Here is a 14,094-nt window from a genome sequence, read left to right as displayed (position 1 = left end):
AAATTTAATATAATAAATAAAGACTTTAAATTAGTAATGGAGGGCAAAATGAACATAAGTATATTCCTTGGAGCAGGAGCATCTGCTGCTGAAAATTTACCAATACAAAGTGACCTTTTTGTAGATTACTTTAAAAGTTTAAAAGATAATGATTTTGAAAGTGACATGAATAAAGAACTATATAAATTCTTTAAACAAATGTTTGATATAGATATAACAAAAGATAATATAGATAAAGTAAACTTTCCAACCTTTGAAGAAGTATTAGGACTTCTTGATTTGGCAGAAAAAAGAGGAGAAGCTTTTAAAAACTTTGGGATGGAAAATTTAAGTAACAAAAGTGATAGCATAAGATTTTTAAGACAATATTTAATTTTATTAATGGCAAAGGCAATACATGAAAGTGAAAATAGAAATAACAAATACCATAAGCTATTAGTAGATAATTTATCTAAAGTAAACTTAATAGAAAAGACAACATTTATAAGTGCAAACTATGATATACATGTAGATAACACTATAGCATCTTTATATAGTGAAGAAAAAAATCATATAATGCTAGATTATGGAGTTGATTTTACTAATTTTTATGTAAAAGATGGATGGAGAAAACCATTTGGAAAAACTATAAAGTTATATAAAATACATGGATCGCTAAACTGGCTATATTGTCCTATATGCAACAGTTTAACATTAACTCCTTATGAAGGAGGGGTTATGAGATTATTGTATAATATAGAAGATGCTAAATGCTTAGAGTGTGGTGAAACTACTATACCTATAATAATACCACCTACATATTTTAAAGATATGTCAAATGTTTATATATCTAATGTTTGGAGAGAAGTAGAAAAGAATTTAAGAAATGCAGATATACTTGTATTTTGTGGATATTCTTTTCCTGACTCTGATATACATATAAAGTATATGTTAAAAAGAGTTCAAGGGAGTAGAAAAAAATCTCCTTTAAAGATTATGGTACTTAATAATCATGAAGGGAAAAAAGATTACTCTATGAGAAAGGAAGAAGAAAGATATAAAAGATTTTTAGGAAAAGATGTGATATATACAGAAGGCTCTTTTCAAGATTTTTCTAGAAATCCATTAAAGTACTTACAAGAAATTAATAATATTTAGTATAATTAAATATAAATATATAATCACAAAAGATATAAGGAGAAATATATGAACATAGAGACTAAAGTATATCAAATATTAGATGATTTAAATGTTGAGTATGAAGTATTTGAACATGAACCAATATACACAGCAGAGCAGTTAGAGCTTATAAAGGATGTAGCTAAGGGAAATCATTGTAAAAATTTATTTTTAAAAAATTCTAAAGGAGATAGATATTATCTAGTAGTAGTTAGAGATGATAAAAAAGCAGACTTAAAGATATTAAAAGAACAATTAGGAAGTACTAGATTATCTTTTGCATCAGCAGAAAGGCTATATGACACATTAAAACTTACACCAGGTAGTGTTAATCCATTTTCTATAATAAATGATGAAGAGAAAAAAGTAACCTTATGTATAGATAAAGATGTATTAGATGGACAAAATTTAAACTTTCATCCTAATATAAATACAAAGATGGTTAATTTATCCTCAGAAGGTCTGAAAAAGTTTGTACATAGTATGGGATATGATTTAATACCTGTAGAAGTTTAAACTATATAAAATGGAGGTAAATAATATTATTTAAGGGATAAATTTTAGGATTAAAATATTGGGGGGATATTATGATAGGAACTATTGTAAATAGTATATCTATTGTTTTAGGTTGTATAATAGGAATTATTGTCAAGGGAAGACTAAGTGAAAAAATAAGTACAACTGTAATGAATGGTTTAGCACTTTGTGTTATATATATAGGAATAGAGGGAGCATTTAAAGGAGAAAATACACTTTTGACTATAGTTTGTATAGCTTTAGGGGCTTTATTAGGGGAAATTATAGATATAGACAAATGGCTAAATAAATTAGGGGATTATTTAGAAGTAAAGTTTAATAAAGATAAAGAAAAAGAAGCTGTATCTATATCTGAAGGATTTGTGTCTGCTAGTTTATTGTTTTGTGTTGGAGCTATGGCTATAGTTGGCAGTCTTCAAAGTGGGCTAAGTGTAAATCATGAAACATTATTTGCTAAGTCTATATTGGATGGTGTTAGTGCTATTATATTTACATCAACTCTTGGTATAGGTGTTTTATTTTCAGCAGTATCTGTATTTTTATATCAAGGTATTATAACAATACTTTCATCTAGTTTGTCGGGAATACTTTCAACCCCTGTTATAAATTCTATGACTGCCATAGGTAGTTTACTTATAATAGGTCTTGGACTTAATATGTTAAAGGTTACTAATATAAAGGTAGCTAATTTACTTATAGCAGTATTTTTACCTATTTTAGCAGGGATGATTAATATTATATAAATAGTATTAAGTAAAAAGAGTGAATTATCTAAGATATAAGGTAATTCATTTTTTTGTTTTTGAAAAATATTATTAATGGTTTTAATAAAAAATCGAATTTTGTATATAATGCTATCAAAATTTTACCAAAGACCTCTTATTAATATAAAATAACACCATATATTTAAATAGAAAAAATAAAACGTTAGACAAATTACGTATTTAAAAGGAAAATAAATTTTAAAATCAAATATTAGAAGTATAGAAGGTTTTATATTGATAGGAGGAAATTAAATGGTTACATTTGATATAAATGGGGCAGTTGTAGAGTTTGATGAAAAAATGGATAATTACAATAAGATAAGACGATTATTTAAGCTATATGCTATAGAAGTTAGTGAAAGTTTTTATAATGAAGGAATTAAACATATTCAAAATATAAATAATCTTCAAGGGTACTGCAAAAATGATGGTTTTAAACATATAGAAGAAGGTCTAAAAAAGGCTATAGAAACTATAATAAGCTTTGATGTAATAACAATAGACATAGATGTATTTAAAAAAAGTTATTGTGAAAAATACTTAAACTATGAAAGAATGTGCAATAATTTATTTAAAGGTAAAGGTAAGAGAAACAACTTTAAAAATAATGAAGCTAAATCAACACTAGAATCATTATCTCATCATTTATATAATGATTGCTTTAACATACATATGGCAGTTGTAGATGCACTTGTAGAAAATAAAGTAGATAATATTGGCTTTTTTATAGATGAAGAAAGCAAGCAAAAATCTAATGCACTATTTAATAATTACAAAGATGGATTTATAACTAGATTAGATGAAGCTCAAATAGTTAAACAAATAATACATTTAAATCCATATAGAGAAGAGGTATATAAGTTTTTAATAAAAGAAGATGGAGATTTTAATAAAGAAATAGAACGATTAACAATTTACTTAGGGTATGACATAAGTGATTATAAAGATTATTTAATGGATAATTATGTTAAAAAGTTATTAAAAGAACATTCTTATAATCTTGAAATAGATAAGGAAAAAATAGAAAAATATGCAAAGTATGTAGGTTGTACTAATTCATCTATATATACAGCTAGGATAGATGCTATATATACTTTTGAAAATGCATAAGAAAAGGGCTAGGTAATCCTAGTCCTTTTTATATCAATAATACAAGATATCATCTTTTTCAAATCCATAATTTGTGTTAGGAATACTATTTGTATAGTAGTCATATTCTTCAAAGTATTCATCATCATATGATAAAACATCATTATCATAAGTAAACTCATTGAAGTTTAGTAGGTTTAATACACTACTTTTTTTAGATGATTTAAAAGATAATCTCATAATAAGCACCTCGTAATTCAAAGTTAGATATTAACACATCCAACTTATTATATTCTTATAATTAGTATTAATACATATATAGATAAATATTCATATAAAAAAATTTTAAAATGGATATAAATTATTTTACAACACACCTTCTAAATTAATTTAAATTTTAAGAACAATAATATCTTATTTAAAAATATAAGCACATAATTACAAAATAATAAAAATATACTTTATACTGAAAGAATTTAAAGTTAATAATCATAAATAATCTATATTAAAGGGAGTATTTTATGAATAATGATAAAGCTATGCATATAAAAGAACATAATAAATTAAAAATATACAACCAACATATAAAGTCCTTTATGTATTGTACTAACAATATATATATATATTCTGTGAGTGAAGATGTTAATTTAGCTAATAAAATATATAAATATATTGATAAAAGTACTAAGAAAATAAAGCTAAACCATAGAATAAACATAAGTATAAGTGAATCTTGTAGTGATAATTTTGATATTAATGAATATGACTTAGCTATATTAATAAAGAAAGGTGTAAGTATGCATAAAGGTATGTGCTTTTACTGCAAAACTTGTCCATCTATAAGAAATTGCAAAAGTAGGGCAATGCAAAGAATTTGTAAGGATGTTTGTATAGATAAAGAAAAATGTATAGGATGTGGAGAATGCATTAAAAGATGTTATTTTAAAATAATAGAAAGAGATAAACCAAATTATAGGATATATATAAAGAGCAAATTAATAGTTGAAGTAAGTACACAAAAGGAACTACTTGAAGTTATAGAAATTTTAGTAGATGTTTATAAAGATATTTATGATAAATATGAAAGTTTTACTCAGATGATTAATGGCATAGGAATTAATTATATTACAGATGCATTAAATAAAAAATTTATTGTAAATAAGTATTAAAAATAAATCCCTTAAGTGAGGTTGATTTATTAGAATGTAACAATTTTAATGAAGAAATAATATTATATATCAGTAGTTAAATCTCAACATGGGGGGATATTATGTTTAAAAAAGCTGTTACACTTATAAGTTCATTAGCAGTTGGTTTATTATGCATAACAGGTTGCAGCCAAGATGTTAGTGAAGGAGGAAAAACTGATGAGAAAAAGCTAGATAAAGTAACAATAGCTGAGGTTGCTCATTCAGTATTTTATGCACCTCAATATGCAGCTATAACTCAAGGATTCTTTGAAGAAGAAGGTATAGACATAGACCTTATAAATGCTCAAGGAGCAGATAAAACTATGGCAGCATTAATATCTGGAGAAGCACAAGTAGGTCTTATGGGACCTGAAGCATCTATTTATGTTTATAATCAAGGAGAAGAAAACTATGCAATAAATTTTGCACAACTTACTAAAAGAGATGGAAGTTTTATAATTGCTAGAGAAGAAATGCCAGATTTTAAATATGAAGATTTAAAAGGAAAAGAAATACTAGGTGGAAGAAAAGGTGGCGTACCTTTAATGACACTAGAATATGTATTAAAACAAAATGGACTTACAATAGGTGAAAATACAAAAGCTGGTGAAACAAATGTAAGAACAGATGTGCAGTTTGGAGTAATGACTGGAGCTTTTGCTGGTGGAGAAGCTGATTTTACAACTGCTTTTGAGCCAACAGGTACAGCTATGGAAAAAGAAGGCACTGGTTATATAGTAGCATCAGTAGGTCAAGATTCTGGTGAAATTCCATATACTGCATATTGTGCTACTAAGTCTTTTATGAGCGAAAATAAAGATTTAATACAAAGATTTACTAATGCAGTATATAAAGGACAATTATGGGTTCAAAGTGCATCATCAGAAGAGATTGCTAAATCTATGCAACCATTCTTTGATGATATGAGCTTAGATGATTTAATATCAGTTGCTGATAGATATAAAGAAATAGATGCATGGTGTCAAGAACCTACATTAAAAGAAGAAAGTTTAAATAAACTAATGGAAGTTATGACTGAAGCTGGTGAGTTAGATAAAAAACCTCTATATAGTGACATAGTAACTACTGACTTTGCAGATAAAGCTATAAAAAGTATTGATTAATTAAAATAATTAACATAAATAAAAAAAACCTATAAGTAAACATATTTAAATTTATGTTTATCGTTATAGGTTTTTTTATTTAAATATTTAAATAAAAAATATTTTCAAAATTAAAATATTAAAAATATAAATAAAAATATTGTAAGAAAATGTTTTATATTGTATAATTTAATAAAATTGAAAAATATGAAATTTATGAAAAAAATTAAATTTCTGAAAATTTAATTTAGATAATTAGGGAGGAATAAAAATGATAAAACTAATAGGTGTTTTGATAGTTGTAATTGGATTTTTATTCAAAATAGAAACACTATTTACCGTATTAGTAGCAGGAATTGTTACAGGACTAGTATCTGGGTTAGATATAAACCAAATACTAACTATATTAGGAGATTCCTTTGTAGCTAACAGAGCAGTATCACTGTTTATATTAACATTACCAGTAATAGGTATACTAGAAAGATACGGGCTAAAGCAAAGGGCTATATATCTAATAGAAAAGATTGGAAAGATTACAGCTGGAGGGGTACTAAGCATATATATGTTTGCAAGACAAATAGCAGGTGCTTTATCAATAAGAATGAGTGGTCATCCTCAATTTGTTAGACCTTTAGTAAACCCAATGGCTCAAGCTGCTGCTATAAACAAAAACAATAAAATAAATGAAGAAGATGAAGAGGCTATAAAAGCATTATCAGCTGCTTCGGAAAACTATGGTAACTTCTATGGACAAAACTTATTTGCAGGAAGTAGTGGAGTATTACTTATAGCGTCAACTTTATCAGAACAAGGGTTTAATGTTACAGAATTAGAAATAGTTAAAGCTAGTATAATAATGGCTGTAGTTGCATTTTTAGTATCTGCACTTCAAAACTACTTATTTGATAGAAAACTAAATAAAAAATACAGACAAAATAATTAAATAAGGAGGAAAATTAAGTGCAAAATTTTATAAATATATCTTTAGAAATTTTTTACGCCCTTATGGGGATTTTAATGATAGTTATAGCGATAAAATCGTATAAAACAATAGATAGCAATAAAAGATTTGGAACAGCTTTATTTTGGGTATTAATATCTATACCATTTATATTTGGGAAATTGATACCATCAAATGTAATAGGGCTAATATTAGTAGCTTCAAGTTTACTAACACTTACAAAGCAAGTTGTATTTGCTAAATATGAAACTCCAAGTGAAGAATTTGGACAAAAGCAGTCAGAAAAACTTGGTAATAAAATATTTATGCCATCATTAGTATTAGCACTTGTAGCAGTTTTAGTTGCAATGGCTTTAAAAGACTTTGGTAGTTCATCGCAATTTGCAATAGGAGCTGGTTCGGTAGTTGCATTAATAGCAGCATTTATATTAACAAAAGCAAAACCATCTACAACAGTAACAGATAGTGCAAGACTTTTACAACAGATGGGTCCTGCAAGTATGTTACCACAACTTTTAGTTGCATTAGGTGCATTATTTACTCAAGCTGGAGTAGGTGAAGTTATATCTAATATAATATCTGGAGTAGTTCCGGTAGATAATAGATTCCTAGGAGTAGTAGCATATGTACTAGGAATGGCAATATTCACTATGATAATGGGAAATGCATTTGCTGCATTTGCAGTTATAACAGCAGGTATAGGTGTTCCATTTGTATTAAGTCAAGGAGCAGATCCGGCTATAGTTGGTGCCCTTGCACTAACAGCAGGATATTGTGGTACACTGTTAACTCCAATGGCTGCAAACTTTAACATAGTACCAGCAGCATTACTTGATATGAAAAAGCAATATGATGTTATAAAGTATCAAGCACCAGTAGCTATAATATTATTAGTAATTCATATATTTGCAATGTACTTCTTAGCATTTTAATTTGAAGTAAAGAATTAATATAAAGATAGGAGACGGTGAGTATGAAAGTTTTATTAACAGGATTTGATCCATTTGGTGGAGAAAAAGTAAACCCAGCTGAGGAAGCTGTAAAAATGGTAAAAGAAAATATAAATGGAGCTACCGTTATAAAGTTAACGATACCAACAGTTAGACATAAATCAGTAAAAGCTATAGAGGAAGCTATAGAAAAACACAATCCAGACATAGTTATATCTATAGGACAAGCTGGAGGAAGATATGATATAACTCCTGAAAGAGTTGCTATAAATATGGATGATTTTAGAATAAAGGACAATGAAGGAAATCAACCAACAGATGAGATAATAGAAGAAGATGGACAAGCTGCATATTTTTCAAACTTGCCAATAAAAGCTATGGTTAAACATATGAATGAAAATAAAATACCTGCTACAGTATCAAATACAGCTGGTACATTTGTATGCAATCATGTAATGTATGGAATAATGTACATGATAGATAAGAAATATCCAAATATAAAAGGTGGGTTTATACATATACCATATATGACTTCTCAAGTTATAGACAAGAAAAATACTCCATATATGTCTTTAGAAGAAATAGTAAAGGGTCTAGAATTAGCAATAGAGGCATGTACATTATATGATAAAGATATAAAAGCTGTAGGTGGAGAAATATGTTAATAGATAAAATATTTGTATATGGTAGTTTAAGAAGTGATATGTTCAATTATGAAAAACTTCTAAAAGGTAAGGTATCAAAAACTTGTAAAGCAACAATAAATGGAAATTTATTTCATTTAGATAATAAGGGATATCCAGCTGTTGTACCAGGGGATGGTACTATTATAGGTGAGCTAATGGAGCTTAAAGACTTTGATAAAAGCCTAAAAGAATTAGATGATTTAGAAAACTATAGTGAAGATAATAATATAAATTGTGAGTATTTAAGGAAAGAAATAGAAGTTATTCTAAAAGATGGAATAAAAGAAATAGCATATTACTATGAATATAATACAAAAGCTTTAAATAATTCAGAAGATAAATTAATTGAGATACCTCATGGAGATTGGAAAGAATATATTATAAGTAAAATTTAATATAAAAGAGATGTATAAAAGAGCGCAGATGGTAATCTGTGCTTTTTTAATTATTAAGATATTGCACTTATTTAGAAATAGTAAAAGATCTATAGGTTAAAGTTATAGCAAAATATTTACTTAAGTAAAAATAATTTTTTGATAACGGAATATGTAGTTGACTATATAAATTACATTGATAAAGTGAAGTGAATTTTTTATGTTATATAAATATTTTTATGATATAATAATTAAGGTTTAAAATAAAAACTTAAGGAGTAAATATGGACAAGATAAAAATGAGAAAGATATTATTTATAAATTTTATAACCATGGCGACCTTTAATATGGCACATCCTGTAACACCATCTCTTATAAACGCACTAAGCCTACCTACATATATGTTTGGTGTACTATACTCAACTATGGCAGTATCTCATTTTGTAATGTCACCTATATGGGGAAGTTTGTCTGACCAAAGAGGAAGAAAGAGATTTTTAGTTATTGGGGTAATTGGTTATGGTATTAGCCAACTAGGATTTGGATTTATAGAAAGTACACCACTTATACTTATGTTTAGAATAACTGGTGGAGCTATGTCAGTAGCATTTATAACTACTTGTATAGCTTATGTTAGTGATATATCTTCGAAAGAAGAAAGAACAAAATATATGTCATATCATACAGCAACTACATCAATAGCAAGTTCTGTAGGAGCTCTTATGGGTGGATTTAGTGGAAATTTAGGTTATAAATTTGCATTTTTTACTCAGTTTATATTATGTTTATTAGTTGCAGGAGTTATATACTTTGTTTTAGATGAAACTATTGATAAAAAGCTTGGTAAAATAGAGATTTATACTAAACATCTTAAAAAAGGAAGTAAGTCAACTTCATTAAATCCTACTGTAAGTATTATGATGATAGTTATGACTTTAATAACTATAGCAACAACTTCATATAATTCGACTATAAACTATTATATAGAATCAGTGTTAAATATGCCAACTACAGTTAATGGTATTGTTATGGCATTTGCTGGGGTTGTAGCTTTAATTATGAACTTATGTATAAATCCATATCTAAGTAAAAAATATAATGAAAAATACACTTTAATAGTAGCTTGTATGATAGCTGGAATAAGTATGATATTAGCATCATTATTTAACAACATATTAATTAGCTTTATGTTTATAATGGTATTCGTTGGAAGTAGTGCTTTAGTTACTCCTATACAACAAAGTATAGTATCAAAACTTGCAAAAGAAAATTATGGTGAAATAATGGGTATACAAGGATCATACAAAGCTATTGGTATGATTGTAGGATCTTTAGCATCTGGATTTATATTTGATATAGGTAATAAATTACCATTTATATTAAGTGGGATATGCTGTATGATAGTATGCTTACTTGTGCCAAGAGTGTGTTTAGAAGAAAAAACTGAAAAAGTTATTGCATAGATTAAAATTGCTAAATAAAATAACTTATATAAAATGCTAAATATTAATAAAAGCCATGAGTATGGAAGTCTATTCTATACACATGGCTTTTATTAATTAAAAAATAATTTAATTTAAGTGAAACTTATTATATATCTATTGCGTCTAATGAATGTAATACAAACAAAAGGAGAGGGATATGGGACAATTATTAATGTTAAGAAGGAGTAAAAATAAAGTTAGTGATGAGGATATAATAAAAAAAGCTATAAAGGGAGACAAAGATTCAATTAATGCAATTATAAATGAAAACAAAGAATACTTATATAAAACAGCTTTTTTGTATATAAAAGATGAAGAAGAGGCAGTAGAAGTATGCCAAGAAACAGTATATAAAGCAATTATAAATATACATAAATTAAAAAATCCAAAATACTTTAAAACTTGGATTACAAGAATACTTATCAATAATGTAAATGATAGAAATAGAAGTCAAAGTAAGGTTATATATGACATAAAAGCATTAGAAGAAGTTGAGGATATATCATATGAGAAATTGGAAGAGAAAATAGATTTATATAATGCTATAGATATATTAGAAGAAAAATTTAAAACTCCTATAATACTTCAATACTTTCAAGATATGACTATAAAGGAAATAGCAGACGTACTTGAATGCAATGAAAATACTATTAAAACTTACATAAAAAGAGGAAAAAAGAAATTATATAAGATATTAATGGAGGGGAAATAAATGAGCAAATTAGATAATATAAAGATACCAGATAACTTTGATTCTTCTATAGAGGTTGTTATAAATAAGGCTTTAAAGGATAAACAAAAAATAAAATTAAAAAAGAAAAAGCTTATAATAGCTGGATCAAGCATCATTCTTTTAGGAACTATGGCATTAAATAGTAAAACTACATGGGCTTATATAGAGAATATAACAAAACAAATAGAAGTTTTACTAGGAAGAGAAGAAAATGAATTTGATAAGTACAAGTTTGAAGGGAATCAAACTATTGAATCTAATGGGCTAAAAATTAGTCTAGGTGAAGTTATGTTAGATGATAGACAGCTAATAATTAGTATGAGTGTTGATTATTCCAATTTTAATGATAATTTAAATATAGAAACTTTATCACCATTATATCCAACAATTATTATTGATGACCTTGTATTTGAGGGACAGAGTAATTCTTGTGAAGTTGAAAAAGTAATAGGAGAAAAAAAAGGGAATATATTGTTTAAAACTAGTTTACTATCAATAGATACTGATGGAGATGGTGCATCTGACACTCCTTATGAAATATTAGATAAGATAGAAGGAAACAAAGATTATGACTTAAAGATTATTTTTAATGAAATGCATAACTATAGAAATGAAGAATTTGAAGCTATTAGGGGCAATTGGGAATTTAATACTATAATAAATGCATCAAATATATTAAATGATACTAAAGTACATAAAATAAATAAAACTTTTAAAATAGATGAAAATGTATATAAAGGAAATTTCACTATAGAGGAAATTAGGGTATCTCCTGTATCTGTTAAGATTAAATATAATTATGACTTATACACAGAACTTAGTGTTAATAAAAGAAGAGAACCAGTATTAATCGCAAAGGACGAAAATAATAATGAATTAATACATGGACCTGGAACTGGAGGAGAGTTAATTGATGGTAATTTATATATAGGTGATGAATTTGAACTAAAAGGAAATGAAAAAAAGATTAGTGTAATACCTTGTATATATATTGATGATAATCCTAAGATATTTAAAGATGCTATTGTTTATATAGATATAAATTAGAGAATTTAAATGTTGTATATTAACGTATAGAAAAAATAAATAATACCAATATTAAGTATTTAAATTTTGTATAAATATTGGAGATTTATATGAATTATGATAAAATTATCGAGGTCAAATTTCAGTAAATTCAAATCTTTTAGATTTGTTTTTAAGGTATCAATTTTTATATGGGTTTAAATAATTGAGGGTGATATTAAGGTTAGCTATAAATACTCTCATTTTAAGAAAATGATAAAAAGTAACGGAGGACAATTATGAAAAGAAAATTAATTAGTGCACTAGTTGGTATCACAATGGTAGCCACAATGGCGGTAGGATGTAGTAGTCCTTCAAATGATTCTCAAAAAACAACAGAAACGAAATTAAATATAAAGGCAGAAAAGGTAGATACACAAAAAGTCTTTGTATCACCTAAGTGGGTACAAAGTGTAATAGATGGAAATCAACCAGAGTCTAAAAATTATACTATATTAGAAGTTTCGTGGGGAACTTATAAAGACAGTCCAACTTATACAAAAGGACATCTTCCAGGAGCTTTACATGTGGATACTTCAAGTGTTGAATCAGAACCGATTTGGAATATATCAGATCCTAAGGTAGTTGAAAAAGGTATGTTAGATTTAGGAGTTACAAAAGATAAAACTGTTATTTTATATGGAACAGATATTTCAGCAGTAAGTAGAGTAGCATATGCATATCTTTGGGCAGGTGTTGATAATGTAAAAGTTCTAGATGGTGGACTTGATGCATGGAAAAAAGCAGGGTATCAAATAGAAACTAAAGTAGAAAAAGCAACACCAGCAAAAGACTTTGGAACAACTGTTCCAGCACATCCAGAATATTGGATGTCTATAGAACAAGTTCAAGATAAATTAAAAAATGACCAAAACTTCCGTCTAGTAAGTATAAGAAGTAAAGATGAATTTGATGGTAAAACAAGTGGATACACTTATATTGATAGAGCTGGTGAGCCTAAAGGCGCAGTTTGGGGACATGCAGGAAGCAATCCATACAATATGGAAGATTATACACATAAAGATGGAACTGTTATAACTGCTGAAGAAATGGAAAAATTATGGTCAGATTCTGATATAAATAAAAATAATGAACTTTCATTTTACTGTGGAACAGGTTGGAGAGCATCAGTTCCTTGGTTAATTGCTTATGATGCAGGATGGGATAAGATGACTGTTTATGATGGTGGATGGAATGAATGGCAAATGCATAATAATCTTCCTGTACAAGTAGGAGATCCAAATAGTGGTAATTGTGAATATACTACAGTGGGTAAACTACCAACAAACAAAGCTGCAAAATAAATAATTTAAAATAATCACTAAACTAATTGTAGTGATTATTTTAAATTTCAGATAATGAGGTTGATATTTATATGGAAAAAATAAAAAAGATTTTTTATGTACTGACTACAATACTAGAAATTCTGCTCTTAGTCGGAGCGTATATGGTGAACTATTTTACACACAAAAAGATGGGAATGTTACGACATGTCGTACATAAAAATTATGTTTGGGAAGATAAATATCCTATTCAAACTATACAATATATTGCCATAATAGCATTGATAACATTAATGCTATTAGTATTAATACTATACATGAAAAGAAAAGTAAGGTTAAAAAAAATAGTAACTACTATGAGTATTACTATGGTTATACTTGTACTTTTCTTTATAGGATTTATATTGATATATTCAGCAGAAGAAATAAGAGCATTTTATTATATAAGCGTTATGCTTGGGTTAATGACATTAATACAGATTATTAAGACTTTTATAGGAGTTATTTGGTATAAGAATTAAAAATAAATGGTATGCTAAGTATCTTTATAAGAATTAAAAATAATTATATTCTATATATCAACAAAAAGGTATTGATGAACTCATCAATACTTTTTTATTTACCAAGGGAATTTATTTGATTGTAAATTGTTGTTAATCTATGAATTAAAGTTATAGTAACATATTTGGAAAAAGTAAAGGTATTCGCCTACACAGT

The 14,094-nt window shown here is 26.9% G+C and carries 16 protein-coding genes; 15 read left to right on the top strand and 1 reads right to left on the bottom strand.

Going from position 1 to position 14,094, the window contains the following annotated elements; all coding sequences use genetic code 11:
• Positions 1-48 precede the first annotated feature (48 nt).
• The 4 genes from I1959_RS08110 (at position 49) to I1959_RS08095 (ending at position 3,569) form a co-directional block, all read left to right on the top strand.
• Complete coding sequence (locus I1959_RS08110) at positions 49-1,137, top strand: SIR2 family protein (RefSeq protein WP_195237853.1); 1,089 nt, start codon at positions 49-51, stop codon at positions 1,135-1,137.
• A 48-nt stretch (positions 1,138-1,185) separates the two neighbouring features.
• A complete protein-coding gene (locus I1959_RS08105) occupies positions 1,186-1,674 on the top strand; it encodes a prolyl-tRNA synthetase associated domain-containing protein (RefSeq protein WP_195237851.1) in 489 nt (162 codons plus the stop codon).
• 71 nt (positions 1,675-1,745) lie between these two features.
• Entirely contained in the window at positions 1,746-2,438 is a 693-nt protein-coding gene (locus tag I1959_RS08100) for a DUF554 domain-containing protein (protein ID WP_195237849.1), read from the top strand.
• Between the two features lie 273 nt (positions 2,439-2,711).
• A complete protein-coding gene (locus I1959_RS08095) occupies positions 2,712-3,569 on the top strand; it encodes a kinase (protein WP_166505505.1) in 858 nt (285 codons plus the stop codon).
• Positions 3,570-3,602: 33 nt separating this feature from the next.
• Here I1959_RS08095 and I1959_RS08090 read toward each other — a convergent pair whose 3' ends face one another.
• Positions 3,603-3,788 (bottom strand): hypothetical protein, encoded by a 186-nt coding sequence (locus tag I1959_RS08090; protein ID WP_092925597.1) that lies wholly within the window; start codon positions 3,786-3,788, stop codon positions 3,603-3,605.
• A gap of 281 nt (positions 3,789-4,069) precedes the next feature.
• Here I1959_RS08090 and I1959_RS08085 point away from each other — a divergent pair, with 281 nt between their 5' ends.
• The 11 genes from I1959_RS08085 to I1959_RS08035 all read left to right on the top strand — a co-directional run bounded on the left by I1959_RS08085 (position 4,070) and on the right by I1959_RS08035 (position 13,898).
• Entirely contained in the window at positions 4,070-4,717 is a 648-nt protein-coding gene (locus tag I1959_RS08085) for a hypothetical protein (RefSeq protein ID WP_195237847.1), read from the top strand.
• Between the two features lie 101 nt (positions 4,718-4,818).
• The gene (locus I1959_RS08080; protein ID WP_195237845.1) at positions 4,819-5,862 is read left to right on the top strand and encodes an ABC transporter substrate-binding protein; all 1,044 of its coding nucleotides are present in this window, start codon (positions 4,819-4,821) and stop codon (positions 5,860-5,862) included.
• A gap of 250 nt (positions 5,863-6,112) precedes the next feature.
• Positions 6,113-6,784, top strand: coding sequence for a DUF969 domain-containing protein (locus tag I1959_RS08075; protein WP_092925603.1), 672 nt, complete (start codon positions 6,113-6,115; stop codon positions 6,782-6,784).
• A gap of 17 nt (positions 6,785-6,801) precedes the next feature.
• Positions 6,802-7,734 carry a DUF979 domain-containing protein gene (locus tag I1959_RS08070; protein ID WP_195237844.1) on the top strand — a complete coding sequence of 311 codons (933 nt, stop codon included), beginning with the start codon at positions 6,802-6,804 and terminating at the stop codon, positions 7,732-7,734.
• Between the two features lie 41 nt (positions 7,735-7,775).
• Positions 7,776-8,417, top strand: a complete 642-nt coding sequence (pcp, locus tag I1959_RS08065) for a pyroglutamyl-peptidase I (RefSeq protein ID WP_092925607.1) — start codon at positions 7,776-7,778, stop codon at positions 8,415-8,417.
• Positions 8,411-8,833, top strand: coding sequence for a gamma-glutamylcyclotransferase family protein (locus I1959_RS08060; protein WP_092925609.1), 423 nt, complete (start codon positions 8,411-8,413; stop codon positions 8,831-8,833). The genes pcp and I1959_RS08060 overlap by 7 nt, the downstream gene beginning before the upstream one ends.
• Before the next feature lie 263 nt (positions 8,834-9,096).
• Positions 9,097-10,275, top strand: a complete 1,179-nt coding sequence (locus tag I1959_RS08055; protein ID WP_092925611.1) for an MFS transporter — start codon at positions 9,097-9,099, stop codon at positions 10,273-10,275.
• A 178-nt stretch (positions 10,276-10,453) separates the two neighbouring features.
• On the top strand, positions 10,454-11,008 hold the full coding sequence (locus I1959_RS08050) for a sigma-70 family RNA polymerase sigma factor (protein WP_092925613.1): 555 nt from the start codon (positions 10,454-10,456) through the stop codon (positions 11,006-11,008).
• Entirely contained in the window at positions 11,009-12,076 is a 1,068-nt protein-coding gene (locus I1959_RS08045; RefSeq protein WP_092925615.1) for a DUF4179 domain-containing protein, read from the top strand.
• A gap of 257 nt (positions 12,077-12,333) precedes the next feature.
• Complete coding sequence (locus I1959_RS08040) at positions 12,334-13,398, top strand: sulfurtransferase (protein ID WP_195237843.1); 1,065 nt, start codon at positions 12,334-12,336, stop codon at positions 13,396-13,398.
• A 71-nt stretch (positions 13,399-13,469) separates the two neighbouring features.
• On the top strand, positions 13,470-13,898 hold the full coding sequence (locus I1959_RS08035; RefSeq protein WP_195237842.1) for a hypothetical protein: 429 nt from the start codon (positions 13,470-13,472) through the stop codon (positions 13,896-13,898).
• The last annotated feature ends 196 nt before the right edge of the window (positions 13,899-14,094 follow it).

This window comes from Romboutsia sp. 1001285H_161024_C4, from assembly GCF_015550185.1.
GTDB classification, from domain to species: domain Bacteria; phylum Bacillota; class Clostridia; order Peptostreptococcales; family Peptostreptococcaceae; genus Romboutsia_C; species Romboutsia_C hominis.
The sequence above is the reverse complement of the archived record's forward strand: the minus strand, read 5'-3'. Positions and strand labels throughout refer to the sequence as shown.

Excerpts from the sequence above, each read along its gene's own strand:
- I1959_RS08035 (WP_195237842.1), top strand. The coding sequence starts at position 13,470 with ATGGAAAAAATAAAAAAGATTTTTTATGTACTGACTACAATACTAGAA.
- I1959_RS08075 (WP_092925603.1), top strand. The coding sequence starts at position 6,113 with ATGATAAAACTAATAGGTGTTTTGATAGTTGTAATTGGATTTTTATTC.
- I1959_RS08055 (WP_092925611.1), top strand. The coding sequence starts at position 9,097 with ATGGACAAGATAAAAATGAGAAAGATATTATTTATAAATTTTATAACC.
- I1959_RS08100 (WP_195237849.1), top strand. The coding sequence starts at position 1,746 with ATGATAGGAACTATTGTAAATAGTATATCTATTGTTTTAGGTTGTATA.
- I1959_RS08045 (WP_092925615.1), top strand. The coding sequence starts at position 11,009 with ATGAGCAAATTAGATAATATAAAGATACCAGATAACTTTGATTCTTCT.
- I1959_RS08060 (WP_092925609.1), top strand. The coding sequence starts at position 8,411 with ATGTTAATAGATAAAATATTTGTATATGGTAGTTTAAGAAGTGATATG.
- I1959_RS08090 (WP_092925597.1), bottom strand. The coding sequence starts at position 3,788 with ATGAGATTATCTTTTAAATCATCTAAAAAAAGTAGTGTATTAAACCTA.
- I1959_RS08080 (WP_195237845.1), top strand. The coding sequence starts at position 4,819 with ATGTTTAAAAAAGCTGTTACACTTATAAGTTCATTAGCAGTTGGTTTA.
- I1959_RS08040 (WP_195237843.1), top strand. The coding sequence starts at position 12,334 with ATGAAAAGAAAATTAATTAGTGCACTAGTTGGTATCACAATGGTAGCC.
- I1959_RS08105 (WP_195237851.1), top strand. The coding sequence starts at position 1,186 with ATGAACATAGAGACTAAAGTATATCAAATATTAGATGATTTAAATGTT.
- pcp (WP_092925607.1), top strand. The coding sequence starts at position 7,776 with ATGAAAGTTTTATTAACAGGATTTGATCCATTTGGTGGAGAAAAAGTA.
- I1959_RS08085 (WP_195237847.1), top strand. The coding sequence starts at position 4,070 with ATGAATAATGATAAAGCTATGCATATAAAAGAACATAATAAATTAAAA.
- I1959_RS08095 (WP_166505505.1), top strand. The coding sequence starts at position 2,712 with ATGGTTACATTTGATATAAATGGGGCAGTTGTAGAGTTTGATGAAAAA.
- I1959_RS08050 (WP_092925613.1), top strand. The coding sequence starts at position 10,454 with ATGGGACAATTATTAATGTTAAGAAGGAGTAAAAATAAAGTTAGTGAT.
- I1959_RS08110 (WP_195237853.1), top strand. The coding sequence starts at position 49 with ATGAACATAAGTATATTCCTTGGAGCAGGAGCATCTGCTGCTGAAAAT.